We start from the raw sequence: 12,845 nt of genomic DNA, 5'->3' as shown, positions 1-12,845 counted from the left end.
ACTGAACTCGCCCGCGCAAGCGGCGGGCACCGAGGGCCTATCCCGCGTCGCCATCCGGCCGCGGCTTTATCATGCGCCGATGGAACCCCCTTCCCGTTTCCGCTGGGCCTGGTGGCTGCTGGCCTACGTCAGCCTGGCGACGGGCATCGTCGGCATCTTCGTGCCGGGCTTGCCGACCACGGTGTTCGTGCTGATCTCGGCCTATGCCGCCTCGCGCGGCTCCGAGCGCCTGCGCCGGCGGTTGCTGGAGGATCCGCGTTTCGGCGCCAGCATCCGCGACTGGGAAGCGCACGGTGCGGTCAGCCGCCGCGGCAAGTGGATGGCCACGCTGACCATGGCGGTGTGTGCGCTGGTGCTGCTGCTGTTCGTGCACACGCCATGGGTGCAGGTGGTGGCGATCGGCTGCATGAGCTGCGTGGCGCTGTGGCTGTGGCTGCGCCCGGAGCCGCCGCCGCGCGATTGAAGCGGGAGCGCGCGTCTGCATCGGCCCAGGCGTGGCTGCGCCTGGCCGCAGCGTGGCAGGCGGCACAGCCGGTTCATGCCCTTCTGGCTATACTCGGCGCATGAGCACATCGTTCCGTCATCCGATCCGTATCGCCCTGTTCGGCGCCGCCCTGCTGGCGCTGTCCGGGTGCGGCAACAAGGGCCCGCTGGTGATGCCGCAGAAGCCGGTTCCGGTGGAAGCCGCACCGGCCGCCGCGCCCGACGCGACGCCGCCCGCCACCACCGATCCGGCCGGCCAGGCGCAGCCGGTCGATGGCCAGCAGAAGCCGGCCGACGACACCAGCACCACGCCCACCGATGGGAATGAGTGAGGCCAGCGTCGCGGCGCGCCTGCGCTTTTCCAAGATGCAGGGCGCGGGCAACGATTTCGTGGTGCTCGACCTGCGCGACGGCACTCCGCCGCCGGACGCCGCGCTGGCGGTGCGCCTGGCCGATCGCCATTTCGGCGTCGGCTGCGACCAGCTGCTGACCATCGAAGCGCCGCGCACTGCCGAGGCGGTGGCCAGCTACCGGATCTGGAATACCGACGGCAGCCTGGCCGGGCAGTGCGGCAACGGCGCGCGCTGCGTCGCCGCCTGGCTGGTGCGCGACGGCGCCGCCGGCAGCGACCCGTTCGTCATCGACAGTCCGTTCGCCTCGCATCGCATCGAACGCGGCGCCGACGGTCAGTTCGCGGTGGCGATGGGCGTGCCGCGCTTCGCCCCGGAGGACGTGCCGCTGATCGGCTTCCCGCGCATGCGCGAGGAGTATGTGCTGCCGCTGCAAGGCGGCAGCGTGCGCTTCGGCGCGGTGTCGATGGGCAATCCGCATGCGGTGCTGGAAGTGGGCCTGGTCGATGCGGCGCCGCTCGAACGGCTGGGGCCGTTGCTGCAGCAGCACGCGTCGTTTCCCGATTCGGTCAACGTCGGCTTCGCCCAGGTGATCGACCGCGGCCATGTGCGCCTGCGCGTGTACGAGCGCGGCGTCGGCGAGACCCTCGCCTGCGGCAGCGGCGCCTGCGCGGCCGCGGCGGTGCTGATCCAGCGCGGCCGCGTGGACCGCGACGTGCGCGTGGTGCTGCCCGGCGGGGAGCTGCGCATCCGCTGGCCGCACGACGCGGCGCCGGTGGTGATGTCCGGGCCGGCCGCATTCGTTTTCGATGGGGAGTGGATCCGATGAGCGAGACCCAGGACAAGATCGGCGCGCACGAAATCGCCGCATGGCTGCGCCGCCATCCGGCGTTCCTGAAACAGTTCCCCGACCTGGCGCTGACCCTGGTGGTGCCGCGCGACGACGGCCCGACCGCGTCGCTGGCGAGCTACCAGCTGGAAGTGCTGCGCGACAAGAACCGCGAGCTGTCGCGGCGCCTGTCCGAGCTGGCCGGCAATGCCCAGGTCAACGAGCGCCTGGCGGTGCGGACCCATCAGCTGACCCTGGCGCTGATGCGGCAGACCAGTGCCGCCGACAGCGTGCGCGCGATGGCCGCGTCGCTGCAGGAGGATTTCCAGGGCGACCTGGTCAGCATCGTGCTGCTGCGGCCGTTGCCCGGGCTGGAGCAGGCGCCGTGGCTGCAGATCCTGGCGCAGGACGATCCGCGGCTGGCGCCGTTTCGCGACTGCCTGAAGGACGGCGAGCCGATCTGCGGCCGCCTGCAGCCGGAAAAGCAGGCGCTGCTGTACGCCGAGCGCGTAGAGGACGTGCAGTCCACCGCGCTGCTGCCGTTGCCGGGCGTGGGCCTGCTCGCTGTCGGCAGCCGCGATCCGAACCGCTTCTATCCCGGCATGGGCACCTTGTTCCTGCGCATGATGGGCGAGTCGCTGACGGTGGCGCTGCAGCGCTTCGCATGAAGGCCGGGACGCGGGACGCGGGACTCGGGACTCGGAAAAAGCGCGCCGATGCGTCGGCTGTTGATGCCGAATCCCCAATCCCGAATCCCCAATCCCGGTTCCTCAGCTATCTGCAGGTCGAACGGCGCATGTCCGCGCACACCCTGGACGCCTACCGCCGCGACCTCGCCGCGCTGGCGGCCTGGGCGGCGGACAATGCCGGCGGCGACATCACCGCGCTCGGCGCCGAGCAGCTGCGCCATTTCATCGCCGCCGAGCACCGCCGCGGGCTGTCGCCGAAGAGCCTGCAGCGGCGCCTGTCGGCGTGCCGCAGTTTCTATGCGTGGTTGCTCAAGCATGGGCAGATTGCGGCCAGTCCGGCCGCCGCGCTGCGTGCGCCGAAGGCGCCGCGCAAGCTGCCGCAGGTACTGGACGCCGACGAGGCGGTGCGCCTGGTCGAAGTGCCGACCGACGTGCCGCTGGGCCTGCGCGACCGCGCACTGCTGGAACTGTTCTATTCCTCCGGGCTGCGCCTGAGCGAGCTGTGCGCGCTGCGCTGGCGCGACCTGGATTTCGCCAGCGGCCTGGTCCGCGTGCTCGGCAAGGGCAACAAGCAGCGGCTGGTGCCGGTCGGCTCGCACGCGCGCAAGGCGCTGCTGGAATGGCAGGCGGAGACCAAGGCGGCGGCCGAGGCGCCTGTGTTTCCGGGCCGCGGCGGCGCGCCGATCGGCGCGCGCGCGGTGCAGATCCGGATCAAGCAGCTGGCCGGGCGCCAGGGCCTGTTCAAGCACGTGCACCCGCACATGCTGCGGCACAGCTTCGCCAGCCACATCCTCGAATCCTCCGGCGACCTGCGCGGCGTGCAGGAATTGCTCGGCCACGCCGACATCGCCACCACGCAGATCTACACCCACCTGGATTTCCAGCACCTGGCCAAGGTCTACGACGCCGCGCACCCGCGCGCCAGGCGCAAGTCGTGACCGGCTGAACGGACGGACGCGGTAAGTCGGTCCGTTCGCACGCGCTTGTTCTGGATCAAGGCGCGCGCCGCTGCGGGCGGGGACACTGCCCGCCGGAACATGCAGCGAGGCAGGTCGATGGCGAAACCCTTTCCGTTGCAACCCGCGCATCCCGAGCGGATCTGTTGGGGGTGCGACCGCTACTGCGCGGCGGCGGACCTGGCGTGCGGCAACGGCTCCGGACGCGTCATGCATCCGATCGAGATGCAGGGCGAGGACTGGTACCTGCTGTGGGGCATCGAGCCGGAGCCCGAGCACCCGGGACGCGCGAAGATCGGCGACGATCGACACGCGCATGCTTGAACGGGCGGCGGCATGCCCCCACACCTGAAGAATCGCTCAGGAGGCCGCATGGACCCCAGTCAGAATCCCAACGTTTTCCACGCCACCACGATCCTGTCGGTGCGCCGCAACGGCCATGTCGCCGTGGCCGGCGATGGTCAGGTGACGCTGGGCCACACCGTGATGAAGGGCAATGCGCGCAAGGTGCGCCGGCTCGGCCGCGACAGTCAGGTGCTGGCCGGCTTCGCCGGCGCCGCCGCCGATGCGTTCACCCTGTTCGAACTGTTCGAGGCCAAGCTCGAGAAGCACGGCCAGCTGACCCGCGCAGCGGTGGAACTGGCCAAGGACTGGCGCACCGAACGCCGCCTGGGCAAGCTCGAGGCGTTGCTGGCGGTGGCCGACAAGGAAACCTCGCTGATCATCAGCGGCACCGGCGACGTGATCGAGCCGGAGGACGGCATCATCGCGATCGGCTCCGGCGGCTCCTACGCGCTGTCGGCGGCGCGCGCGCTGCTCGGCCACACCGAACTGGACGCCAAGACCATCGCGGTCGAAGCGCTGAACATCGCCGGCGACATCTGCATCTATACCAATCGCAACGTGGTGGTCGAGGAGCTGTGATTCGGGAGTCGGGATTGGGGATTCGCAAAAGCGCTCCTTTCCCTGTGCTCGGACACGCCTCGATCGTTCCTACTCCGCTCTTACGAATCTCTAATCCCCAATGCCCAATCCCGACACCTCAACCATGACCCCGCGCGAAATCGTGCAGGAGCTGGACCGCCACATCGTCGGCCAGCACGACGCCAAGCGCGCGGTGGCGATCGCGCTGCGCAACCGCTGGCGGCGCATGCAGCTGCCCGATGCGCTGCGCAACGAAGTGATGCCCAAGAACATCCTGATGATCGGCCCCACCGGCGTCGGCAAGACCGAGATCGCGCGGCGCCTGGCGACGCTGGCCAACGCGCCGTTCGTCAAGGTCGAGGCCACCCGTTTCACCGAGGTCGGCTACGTCGGCAAGGACGTGGAGCAGATCGTGCGCGACCTGGCCGACACCGCGGTCAAGCTGTATCGCGAACAGGCCAAGACCCGCGTGCGCACCCAGGCCGAGGAGCGCGCCGAAGACCGCATCCTCGACGCGCTGCTGCCACGGCGCAGCGCCGGCATCGGCTTCGATCCGGAAGCCGCGCGCAACGAGCCCTCGGCGCAGGACAACGACACCCGCAGCAAGTTCCGGCGCATGCTGCGCGCCGGCGAACTGGACGAGCGCGAGATCGAGCTGGACGTGGCGGTCAACGTCAGCATGGACATCATGACCCCGCCGGGCATGGAGGAAATGGGCCAGCAACTGCGGCAGATGTTCTCCAACCTGGGCGGCAGCAAGTCGCAGTCGCGCAAGCTGACGATCAAGGCGGCGCGGCCGCTGCTGATCGAGGAAGAGGCGGGCAAGCTGGTCAACGAGGAAGACGTGCGCGCCGCGGCGATCGAGGCCTGCGAGCAGCACGGCATCGTGTTCATCGACGAGATCGACAAGGTCGCCAAGCGCGGCGAGGCCGGGTCGTCCGGCGGCGACGTGTCGCGCGAAGGCGTGCAGCGCGACCTGCTGCCGCTGGTCGAAGGCTCCAACGTCAGCACCAAGTACGGCACGGTCAAGACCGACCATATCCTGTTCATCGCCTCGGGCGCGTTCCACCTGGCCAAGCCCAGCGACCTGATCCCGGAGCTGCAGGGCCGCTTCCCGATCCGCGTGGAACTGTCGGCGCTGTCCAAGGATGATTTCATCCGCATCCTCACCGAGCCGAAGGCGGCGTTGAGCAAGCAGTACGAAGCGCTGCTGCTGACCGAAGGCGTGACCCTGAGCTTCACCGAGGATGCGATCGACCGCCTCGCCGAGATCGCGTTCCTGGTCAACGAGCGCCAGGAGAACATCGGCGCGCGGCGCCTGCACACGGTGCTCGAGCGTCTGCTCGATACGTTGAGCTTCGAGGCGCCGGATCGCGACGGCCAGAGCGTCGTCGTCGATGCCGCCTACGTCAACACGCACCTGGGCGAGCTGGTGCAGGATCCGGATCTGAGCCGCTACATCCTGTAACTCCGGCGTGCCGGCTGGGCGCAGGCGAGCCTGCGCCGCAGTGCGCGCAACTGCTTGCTTGCGGTCGGTACAGTTGTGGGAGCGACTTCAGTCGCGACGGGCTTTCCCGGGAAAGCTGCGTCGCGACTGAAGTCGCTCCCACAGAGTTCATCTGCAAACCGCAGATGCAAGAACGCACGCCTCGCAGCGCGACGGCGCTGCTGATTGGTATGCGGCCACGAATGCCTGCCAGGCGTCGGTCCCCGGAAACCTGTAGGAGCGGCTTCAGCCGCGACCGGGCATCACCGGTAACGCCCGGTCGCGGCTGAAGCCGCTCCTACAGGGTTCGTGGCGGTGACCCCCGCGCTCAGTACAACGGCGTCCCCGCCTGGTACGCAGCCACGAATCCCTGCCAGTCCAGCTGCACCTGCGCCGCATAGTCGAACGCGAACTGGCGCAGTTCCGATTTCAGCCCGCTCTTGCTGCTGGCGGCCGCATCGATCTGCTTGTCGATGCTGTAGCTCACCACTGCCGGATCGTAGTCCTGGTCGGACAGCGCATGCGCCGAAGCCAGCGCCTGGCCCAGGTAGGTGGCGGCGGTGGCCAGCTTGCCGGCGCTGCTCAGCGCGGTCGGGTCCAGGTCTTCCTGGAACGGCGATTTCTCGTGCACGTAGAACGGCACGCCGGCGACGCTGGCGTAGCCGATCAGCACGTCCGCATCCAGGGTCTGCGCCTTGGCGGTGCGCGCCACGCGCTCGCCTTCGTGGTTGTCGTAGCTGGAGGCCGGCATCTGCGACGTAGCGGCGACGGCGACCACGCTGGCCGCTTCCTGCTTCCATTCCAGGATCACGTCGTCGCCGGTCGAACTGCTCGCGCCTTCGACCAGCACGTACAGGCGCTGCCGGCCCAGGCTGCCGGTGCCCGAGCCGAGCTTCTGGCGCACGTCCTTGATCGTGTAGTAGCTGGTCGCATAGCGCTTGGATGCCGCGATGGACGCCACATAGCCGTTCATCGCGCTGGCGACCGCTGCGTAGGTGGCGCTGTCCACCGCGACCAGGTTGTCCAGATTCTGGAACGTGCGCTTGCCGCCGCTGACCGCGGTGTATTTGCCCAGCAGGCTGCTGCGGCTCTTGCCGTCGGCGCTGTCGATGGCCTTGGCCACCACGCCGCTGGTGTTGCTCTTGGCCAGCTGGAAACTCTTCTCGGCGTCGCTGCCCTTGAAGTCGCCGATCTTGTCCAGGTAGGCGCCGACCATCGTCTCGATCGCGCTGCCGATGTCGCTGTCGGACAGGCCGTTGTCGCGCCCGGCCAGGACCATGCTCGCCGCCAGCCGGCGCAGGTCCCACACGTACTGGCCGAGATGGCCTTCGTCGAAGTCGGCGACCTTGAACACCGCCTTGCCGCTGCTGTCGCGCGCGGCGTCGAAGTTGCCGATGTGGGTGTCGCCGCCGAGCCAGGTGTAGCCGGTCTGCGGGCTGGTCCACAGCGAGGCCGGCAGGGTCTTCATGTCCTGGTAGAACAGATGGTCGGTGCCGCGATAGAACGCGTAGGCGCTGCCGGCCATCGTCGCCATCTTGGTGTCCAGCTCGGCCTGCTGCGCCGCATAGGGATGGTTGTAGTCGTGGATCTGCTGCACCACCCAGGCGTCGCGCTGGCTCGCGGCGGTGGCGCAGCCGGCGGTGGCGGCGAGGATCAGGCCGATCAGCAGCAGGCGCGGCAGGCGGGTGGGCATCGCAGGTCTCCAGGCGCGGACAGGGCGACCAGTCGAGCATGCCGGCATTGCACGGCGATGAATCCGGGGCCGGGCCGACCCGGCGCGGGCGTCGCTACAGATAGCGCAGCCAGGCCAGGTCGCGGCGGCGCGCCTTCAGTCGCGCGAACGCCGCCACCGGCCAGTACAGCGCCACGCCCAACACCGCGGCGATCGCCCACAGCGCCGCGACACTGTCCACGCCGAACAATGCGCCGTGGTTCGCCCCCCAATACGCCAGCGCTGCCAGGTACAGCAGCCTCAGCACGTACAGATGCAGCAGGTAGAAGAACATCGGCGCCGCGCCGATCACCGCCAGCGGCGCCAGCGCCCGCGCCAGCCGCGGTTGTTCGTACAGGCGCAGCAACAGCAGGCCCACGCCCAGGGTCAGCAGCAGGAACAGCAACGACGGCGGGTACTTGGTCAGGTTGAAGAAGCTCATCGCGGTGTGCGCCACGTCGGCCTGGTCGCGCCAGGGCGCATCGCCGTAGCCGTTGTGCCAGCGCAGCAGGTGGAACAGCGCCAGTGCGCCGAGGCCGCAGGCCAGCAGGCGCTGCCGGCGTTGCGCCGGCGCGGTGCCGGCGCCGTACCAGGGGCCGGCCGCATAGCCCAGCGCGATCACCCCGATCCACGGCAGCAACGGATACGAGGTGCGCACGCGCATGTCGCCCAGTTGCAGCCAGCCGCGGTCATGCAGGACGGCCCAGGCCGTGGCCAGCGGACCGTCGCCGGGCACGTGCACGCCGTCGAGCAGGTTATGCCCGGCCACCAGCAGCGCGCCGAGCAGCGCCAGCAGCGGCCGCGGCAGCCACAGCAAAGCCGCCAGCGCCAGCATGCTCAGCCCGATCGCCCAGATCACCTGCAGGTACAGCACCTGGGGCGGGAACGAGAGGGTCCAGGCGAAGTTGACCAGGGTCAGTTCCAGCACGATCAGGAACAGCCCGCGCTTGAGCAGGAACGCCGCCGCCGCGGTGCGGCCATGCGGCTGCCGCGCCGCGTACAGCCACGCCGACAGCCCGGTCAGGAACACGAACACCGGCGCGCACAGGTGCGCCAGCACGCGCGCCACGAACAGCGCCGGGGCGGTGGTTTCCACGTCCACCGGATCGCCGATCGGGTGGTGCAGGTAGAACGTCTCGCGCACATGGTCGAGCAGCATCAGCGACATCACCGTGCCGCGCAGCAGATCGATCGAGGCCAGGCGCGAGGAGGTGGGGGAAAGAGCGGGGGAAGCGGAAGACATGCGCTGCGGTTCGTGCCAATATTGAAATAATATAACATTTCTTTTTGGGTGCTTCGCTCCATGCCGCCACGTTCGCCGCAGTCGCTGTCCTTCGTCGCCGCCTTGCTGGCCGGCCTGAGTGCCGGTCCGGCCGATGCCGATGCGGTGCTCGACGCCGCGTCCGAGCCCGCCGAACTGGACACGGTGCGCGTGGTCGGGCGCCGCGATTCGGGCACCTACTACGCAGATGCCACCCAGGGCAGCAAGACCGAGCTGAGCCTGCGCCAGCTGCCGCAATCGGTGCGGGTGCTGCCGCGGCAGGCGATCGACGACCTCGGTGCGACGCATCTGGACGGCACCCTGGACTACGTCGGCGGCATCTCGCGGCAGAACGGCTTCGGCGGGCTGTGGGACAACTTCGCGGTGCGCGGCCTGCCCGGCAACGAGAACACCGGCAGTGCGACCCTGCTCAACGGCCTGGCCGGCAACCGCGGCTACAACGCGCCGCGCGACACCGCCAACATCGAGGCGATCGAGTTCCTGAAAGGGCCGGCCGCCGCGCTGTACGGCAGCAGCGAGCCCGGCGGCACGCTCAACATCGTCACCAAGCTGCCGCAGTGGCGGCCGGCGACCGCGCTGGAACTGTCCGCCGGCAGCCACGACGCCTACCGCGTCGCGGCCGACAGCACCGGGCCGCTGGGCGACAGCGTCGCCTACCGGCTCAACCTCGCCGCCGAGGACAGGCACAGCTTCCGCGACGTCGTGCGCACGCAGCGCCGTTTCCTCGCGCCGGCGCTGACCTGGCGCCTGGGCGAGGCCACCACGCTGGACTACAACGGCGAATGGTTGCGCCACCGCGCGCCGCTGGACCGCGGCGTGGTCGCGGTGCGCGGCGACCTGCGCGCGCTGCCGCGTTCGCGCTTCCTCGGCGAGCCGGGCGATGGCGACGTGCAGGTCGAGAACCGCAATCACCAGCTGCTGCTGCGGCACGCGTTCTCCGACACATGGAGCGGGCTGCTCGCCGCGTCGCGGCGCGACGCAAGCCTGCGCGGCTACTCCACCGAACCCAGTGCGGTGCAGGCCGATGCGCGCACGCTGTGGCGGCAGCGGCGCTGGCGCGACTTCGCCTCGCGCGACAGCGCGCTGCAGGCCGAACTGCGCGGCCAGGTGCGCAGCGGGACCTGGCGCCACGACCTGCTGGTCGGCATGGAGACCTACGACTTCGTGCTCGATCAACGCATGCTGCGGGTCCGCCCCAGCGCCGCCGCACCGTATGCGCTGGACCTGTTCGCGCCGGTCTACGGCCAGGCGCCGCCGACGCCGCTGCCGTTCGTCGATACCCACGAGCGCCAGCGCAACCTGGCGCTGTACCTGCAGGATGCGGTGGCGTTGAACGCGCAGTGGACGCTGCTGCTCGGCCTGCGCCACGACCGCTACCGGCAGGCGCTGGAGGATCGCCGCAGCGGCGGCCGCTACGCGCAGACCCCGGCCAGGACCACGCCGCGCATCGGCCTGAGCTACGCGCCGGGCGAGCAGTGGTCGTGGTACCTCAACGCGGGGCGTTCGTTCCGCCCCAACAACGGCTCCGACGTCTGGTACGGCACCGGCACCAGCACCACCCCGGCGCCGGAGAGCGGCCGCGCGCTGGAGCTGGGCGGCAAGTGGCAGGCGCGCGACGGCCGCCTCGGCGGCACGCTGGCGCTTTACGAGATCGTCAAGGACAACGTGCTCACCGGCGATCCGCTCAATCCGGGCAACCAGATCGCCGCCGGCCGCGTGCGCAGCCGCGGCGCCGAGGCCGATCTGTCCGGCCAACTGAGCGCGCACTGGCGGCTCAACGCCAGCGCGTCGTGGAACCGGGTGCAGGTGCTGCGCGACAACACGCTGCAGGTCGGCGGCAGCCTGATCAACGTGCCCAAGCTCAACGGCAGCGTGCTGGCGGTGCGCGAGACGCCGCTGCCCGGCGGTGGCCTGCTCGGCCTCGGCGGCGGCATCACCCATACCGGTGCGCGGCTGGCCGAGGCCTATACCCAGGCGCAGGCCGACGCCGGTATCGCACCGGCGCGGTTGCCGGCCTACACCGTGGCCAAGCTGCTGGCGTACTGGCGCATCGACGACCGGCTGCGCGTGTCGCTGGACGTGGACAACGTGTTCGACCGGACCTACTACACCAGTTCGGTCGCGGCGACGCCGTGGGTGGCGGTGGGCGCGGCGCGCACGGTCAGCGCCGGCGTGCAGTACCGGTTCTGAGCGCGGCGGCGCTTCAGTCCTCGCCGATGTCCTCGTTCCACACGTCCGGATTGGCCGCGATGTAGCCGCCGAGCAGGTCGATGCATTCCTGGCTGTGCAGGTCGATCACGGTGACCCCGCTGTCGCGCAGCCAGTCGATGCCGCCCTGGAAGGTCACCGATTCGCCGACCACCACGGTGCCGATGTTGAACTGCCGCACCAGGCCGCTGCAGTACCAGCACGGCGCCAGCGTGGTGACCATGATGGTGTCCTTGTAGCGGCGCTGGCGCCCGGCCTTGCGGAACGCATCGGTCTCGCCGTGCACCGACGGGTCGCCTTCCTGCACGCGGCGGTTGTGGCCGCAGCCGAGCAGGCGGCCGTCGTTGTGGTACAGCGCCGCGCCGATCGGGATGCCGCCCTCGGCCAGGCCCTGGCGGGCCTCGGCGATGGCGGTGTCGAGCAGGGCGCGGTAGTCGGGCGTGGCGATCATCGGATGCGTTCCTTGGCGGGAGAGCGCCATAGTGCGCATGGCGGCGCGGGCTGTCATCACCGCAAGCCGGGCGCGGGACAGGGCGCCTGCGGCGGCGGCGTCGTTGCGAGCGCCGGCCCGTGCGCCGCATCAGCGTTCCGGCGGTGCGCGCATGCGGCTTTACTTACCGCGCGAATGGGTCTATGAACGCTCTACCCCCATCCCCCGCATCACCGGCTCGGCGCAGGCCTGGCTGCAGAAACGCTGTTGTCCGATTGCAGGAGACACGCGATGCGCACCACGATGTGGAAAGGGCTCGGCGGGCTGGCCGTGGCCGCGGCAGGGGTGGCGACCGGCGCGCAGGCGCAGGCCCAGGACCAGGAAAAGGCGCAGGGACTGCAATGGAGCGACGGCGCGGCCAGCGCCTCGCTCTACGGCACGCTGGATATCGGCTACGTCGGCCGCCGCGGCGGCAACGGCGCGGTTGCCGACATGGGCACCCAGAACGACCTGCAGAGCGCCGCCGGTTCCGACGGCAGCAATGTCGGCCTCAAACTCGGCTACGACCTGGGCAACGGCACCCGCCTGATCGGCGAGGTCGAGGTCGGCGTCGACCTGACCGGCGACAAGGACGCCGGCAGCGGCGGCGATACGTTCTACACCCGGCATGCCTGGCTGGGCGCGACCGGCGGCTGGGGGACGCTGCTCGGCGGCACCGTCGACGGCGGGCGCGCCGCGGTGCTCAAGCAGTACGATCCGTTCAAGGGCCGGTCGGTCGCCAGCGCCGGTTCCCTGCAGGTGGTGGTGTCCCGGGCCAAGGACGCGGTGGTCTACGTCACTCCCACCTGGCGAGGCCTCAACGCCACCTTCGCCTATACGCCGAATCTGCTCGGCGTCAGCGACCGCGACAGCCGCAGTCCGCTGTATGCGGTGATCCTGGCCTACAGCAACGGACCGCTGAGCCTGGGCTACGACCACGAAGAGGAATGGTGGAACGACGTGCCCGGCCTGACCCGGCTCAGGATCAATCTGTTCGGGGCCAGCTACGACGTCGGCCCGATCAAGCTGTACGGGTTCTACGAACGCATCGACATCCAGCAGCCGTTCGACGTCGCCGCGCTCGGCTTCTACCACGAGCACAAGGGTTATCTGCTGGGCTTCACCGCGCCGATGGGCGCCAACGGCCTGTGGAAGGCGGCCTGGAGCCGGCGCGATTCGTCCTACGTGGACAACACCTGCAACAAGTGGGGCGTGGGCTACCAGCACGCGCTGTCGCCCAAGGCCTATCTCTACGCCGACTACGCGCGGATCGACAACGGCGCCGGCGGCACCTGCACGATCGCCTACAGCAACGAGCAGACCTCGGCCGACCTCGGCCAGGGCGACGCCGGCGGCTACGGCATCGAGGGCGTGGACGTCGGCCTGGTGCTGAAGTTCTGAGGGTCGCGCCCAGCGGCCGCGCGCGCCGCACCGCGCGCGGCGGGGACGCGGGCGTGC

General features: G+C 70.0%; 13 protein-coding genes. 10 read left to right on the top strand and 3 right to left on the bottom strand.

Annotated elements, in window-relative coordinates:
- Window positions 1-79 precede the first annotated feature (79 nt).
- The 8 genes from HDC36_RS11720 to hslU all read left to right on the top strand — a co-directional run bounded on the left by HDC36_RS11720 (window position 80) and on the right by hslU (window position 5,699).
- Window positions 80-463 (top strand): YbaN family protein, encoded by a 384-nt coding sequence (locus tag HDC36_RS11720; protein WP_179567427.1) that lies wholly within the window; start codon window positions 80-82, stop codon window positions 461-463.
- 100 nt (window positions 464-563) lie between these two features.
- On the top strand, window positions 564-815 hold the full coding sequence (locus HDC36_RS11715; RefSeq protein ID WP_179567425.1) for a lipoprotein: 252 nt from the start codon (window positions 564-566) through the stop codon (window positions 813-815).
- Window positions 808-1,662, top strand: a complete 855-nt coding sequence (gene dapF, locus HDC36_RS11710) for a diaminopimelate epimerase (protein WP_179567423.1) — start codon at window positions 808-810, stop codon at window positions 1,660-1,662. Before HDC36_RS11715 ends, dapF begins: the two co-directional genes overlap by 8 nt.
- A complete protein-coding gene (locus tag HDC36_RS11705; RefSeq protein ID WP_179567421.1) occupies window positions 1,659-2,330 on the top strand; it encodes a DUF484 family protein in 672 nt (223 codons plus the stop codon). Before dapF ends, HDC36_RS11705 begins: the two co-directional genes overlap by 4 nt.
- On the top strand, window positions 2,327-3,289 hold the full coding sequence (gene xerC, locus HDC36_RS11700) for a tyrosine recombinase XerC (RefSeq protein ID WP_255432690.1): 963 nt from the start codon (window positions 2,327-2,329) through the stop codon (window positions 3,287-3,289). The genes HDC36_RS11705 and xerC overlap by 4 nt, the downstream gene beginning before the upstream one ends.
- A 45-nt stretch (window positions 3,290-3,334) precedes the next feature.
- A complete protein-coding gene (locus HDC36_RS11695) occupies window positions 3,335-3,631 on the top strand; it encodes a DUF3079 domain-containing protein (protein ID WP_255432689.1) in 297 nt (98 codons plus the stop codon).
- Window positions 3,632-3,679: 48 nt separating this feature from the next.
- The gene (hslV, locus tag HDC36_RS11690) at window positions 3,680-4,231 is read left to right on the top strand and encodes an ATP-dependent protease subunit HslV (RefSeq protein ID WP_179567419.1); all 552 of its coding nucleotides are present in this window, start codon (window positions 3,680-3,682) and stop codon (window positions 4,229-4,231) included.
- Window positions 4,232-4,331: 100 nt separating this feature from the next.
- Window positions 4,332-5,699: an ATP-dependent protease ATPase subunit HslU gene (gene hslU, locus HDC36_RS11685; RefSeq protein ID WP_179567417.1), complete on the top strand. Its 1,368-nt coding sequence runs from the start codon at window positions 4,332-4,334 to the stop codon at window positions 5,697-5,699.
- A 346-nt stretch (window positions 5,700-6,045) separates the two neighbouring features.
- Here hslU and HDC36_RS11680 read toward each other — a convergent pair whose 3' ends face one another.
- Window positions 6,046-7,410, bottom strand: coding sequence for a DUF2252 family protein (locus tag HDC36_RS11680; protein ID WP_179567415.1), 1,365 nt, complete (start codon window positions 7,408-7,410; stop codon window positions 6,046-6,048).
- Window positions 7,411-7,504: 94 nt separating this feature from the next.
- Complete coding sequence (locus tag HDC36_RS11675; RefSeq protein WP_179567413.1) at window positions 7,505-8,671, bottom strand: heparan-alpha-glucosaminide N-acetyltransferase domain-containing protein; 1,167 nt, start codon at window positions 8,669-8,671, stop codon at window positions 7,505-7,507.
- A 60-nt stretch (window positions 8,672-8,731) separates the two neighbouring features.
- On the opposite strand from HDC36_RS11675, the gene HDC36_RS11670 reads away from it, so the two are divergent.
- Window positions 8,732-10,900, top strand: coding sequence for a TonB-dependent siderophore receptor (locus HDC36_RS11670; RefSeq protein ID WP_179567411.1), 2,169 nt, complete (start codon window positions 8,732-8,734; stop codon window positions 10,898-10,900).
- A gap of 13 nt (window positions 10,901-10,913) precedes the next feature.
- Here the strand turns inward: HDC36_RS11670 and HDC36_RS11665 are convergent, their stop codons facing one another.
- A complete protein-coding gene (locus HDC36_RS11665; RefSeq protein WP_179567409.1) occupies window positions 10,914-11,369 on the bottom strand; it encodes a nucleoside deaminase in 456 nt (151 codons plus the stop codon).
- Between the two features lie 270 nt (window positions 11,370-11,639).
- Here HDC36_RS11665 and HDC36_RS11660 point away from each other — a divergent pair, with 270 nt between their 5' ends.
- Entirely contained in the window at window positions 11,640-12,788 is a 1,149-nt protein-coding gene (locus tag HDC36_RS11660) for a porin (RefSeq protein WP_179567407.1), read from the top strand.
- The last annotated feature ends 57 nt before the right edge of the window (window positions 12,789-12,845 follow it).

It is taken from the genome of Xanthomonas sp. JAI131, assembly GCF_013410075.1.
In the GTDB taxonomy this organism is placed as follows: domain Bacteria; phylum Pseudomonadota; class Gammaproteobacteria; order Xanthomonadales; family Xanthomonadaceae; genus Xanthomonas_A; species Xanthomonas_A bonasiae.
The sequence above is the reverse complement of the archived record's forward strand: the minus strand, read 5'-3'. Positions and strand labels throughout refer to the sequence as shown.

Coding starts and splice junctions, on each gene's coding strand:
- HDC36_RS11720 (WP_179567427.1), top strand. CDS start 80: ATGGAACCCCCTTCCCGTTTCCGCTGGGCCTGGTGGCTGCTGGCCTAC.
- HDC36_RS11715 (WP_179567425.1), top strand. CDS start 564: ATGAGCACATCGTTCCGTCATCCGATCCGTATCGCCCTGTTCGGCGCC.
- dapF (WP_179567423.1), top strand. CDS start 808: ATGAGTGAGGCCAGCGTCGCGGCGCGCCTGCGCTTTTCCAAGATGCAG.
- HDC36_RS11705 (WP_179567421.1), top strand. CDS start 1,659: ATGAGCGAGACCCAGGACAAGATCGGCGCGCACGAAATCGCCGCATGG.
- xerC (WP_255432690.1), top strand. CDS start 2,327: ATGAAGGCCGGGACGCGGGACGCGGGACTCGGGACTCGGAAAAAGCGC.
- hslV (WP_179567419.1), top strand. CDS start 3,680: ATGGACCCCAGTCAGAATCCCAACGTTTTCCACGCCACCACGATCCTG.
- hslU (WP_179567417.1), top strand. CDS start 4,332: ATGCCCAATCCCGACACCTCAACCATGACCCCGCGCGAAATCGTGCAG.
- HDC36_RS11680 (WP_179567415.1), bottom strand. CDS start 7,410: ATGCCCACCCGCCTGCCGCGCCTGCTGCTGATCGGCCTGATCCTCGCC.
- HDC36_RS11675 (WP_179567413.1), bottom strand. CDS start 8,671: ATGTCTTCCGCTTCCCCCGCTCTTTCCCCCACCTCCTCGCGCCTGGCC.
- HDC36_RS11670 (WP_179567411.1), top strand. CDS start 8,732: ATGCCGCCACGTTCGCCGCAGTCGCTGTCCTTCGTCGCCGCCTTGCTG.
- HDC36_RS11665 (WP_179567409.1), bottom strand. CDS start 11,369: ATGATCGCCACGCCCGACTACCGCGCCCTGCTCGACACCGCCATCGCC.
- HDC36_RS11660 (WP_179567407.1), top strand. CDS start 11,640: ATGCGCACCACGATGTGGAAAGGGCTCGGCGGGCTGGCCGTGGCCGCG.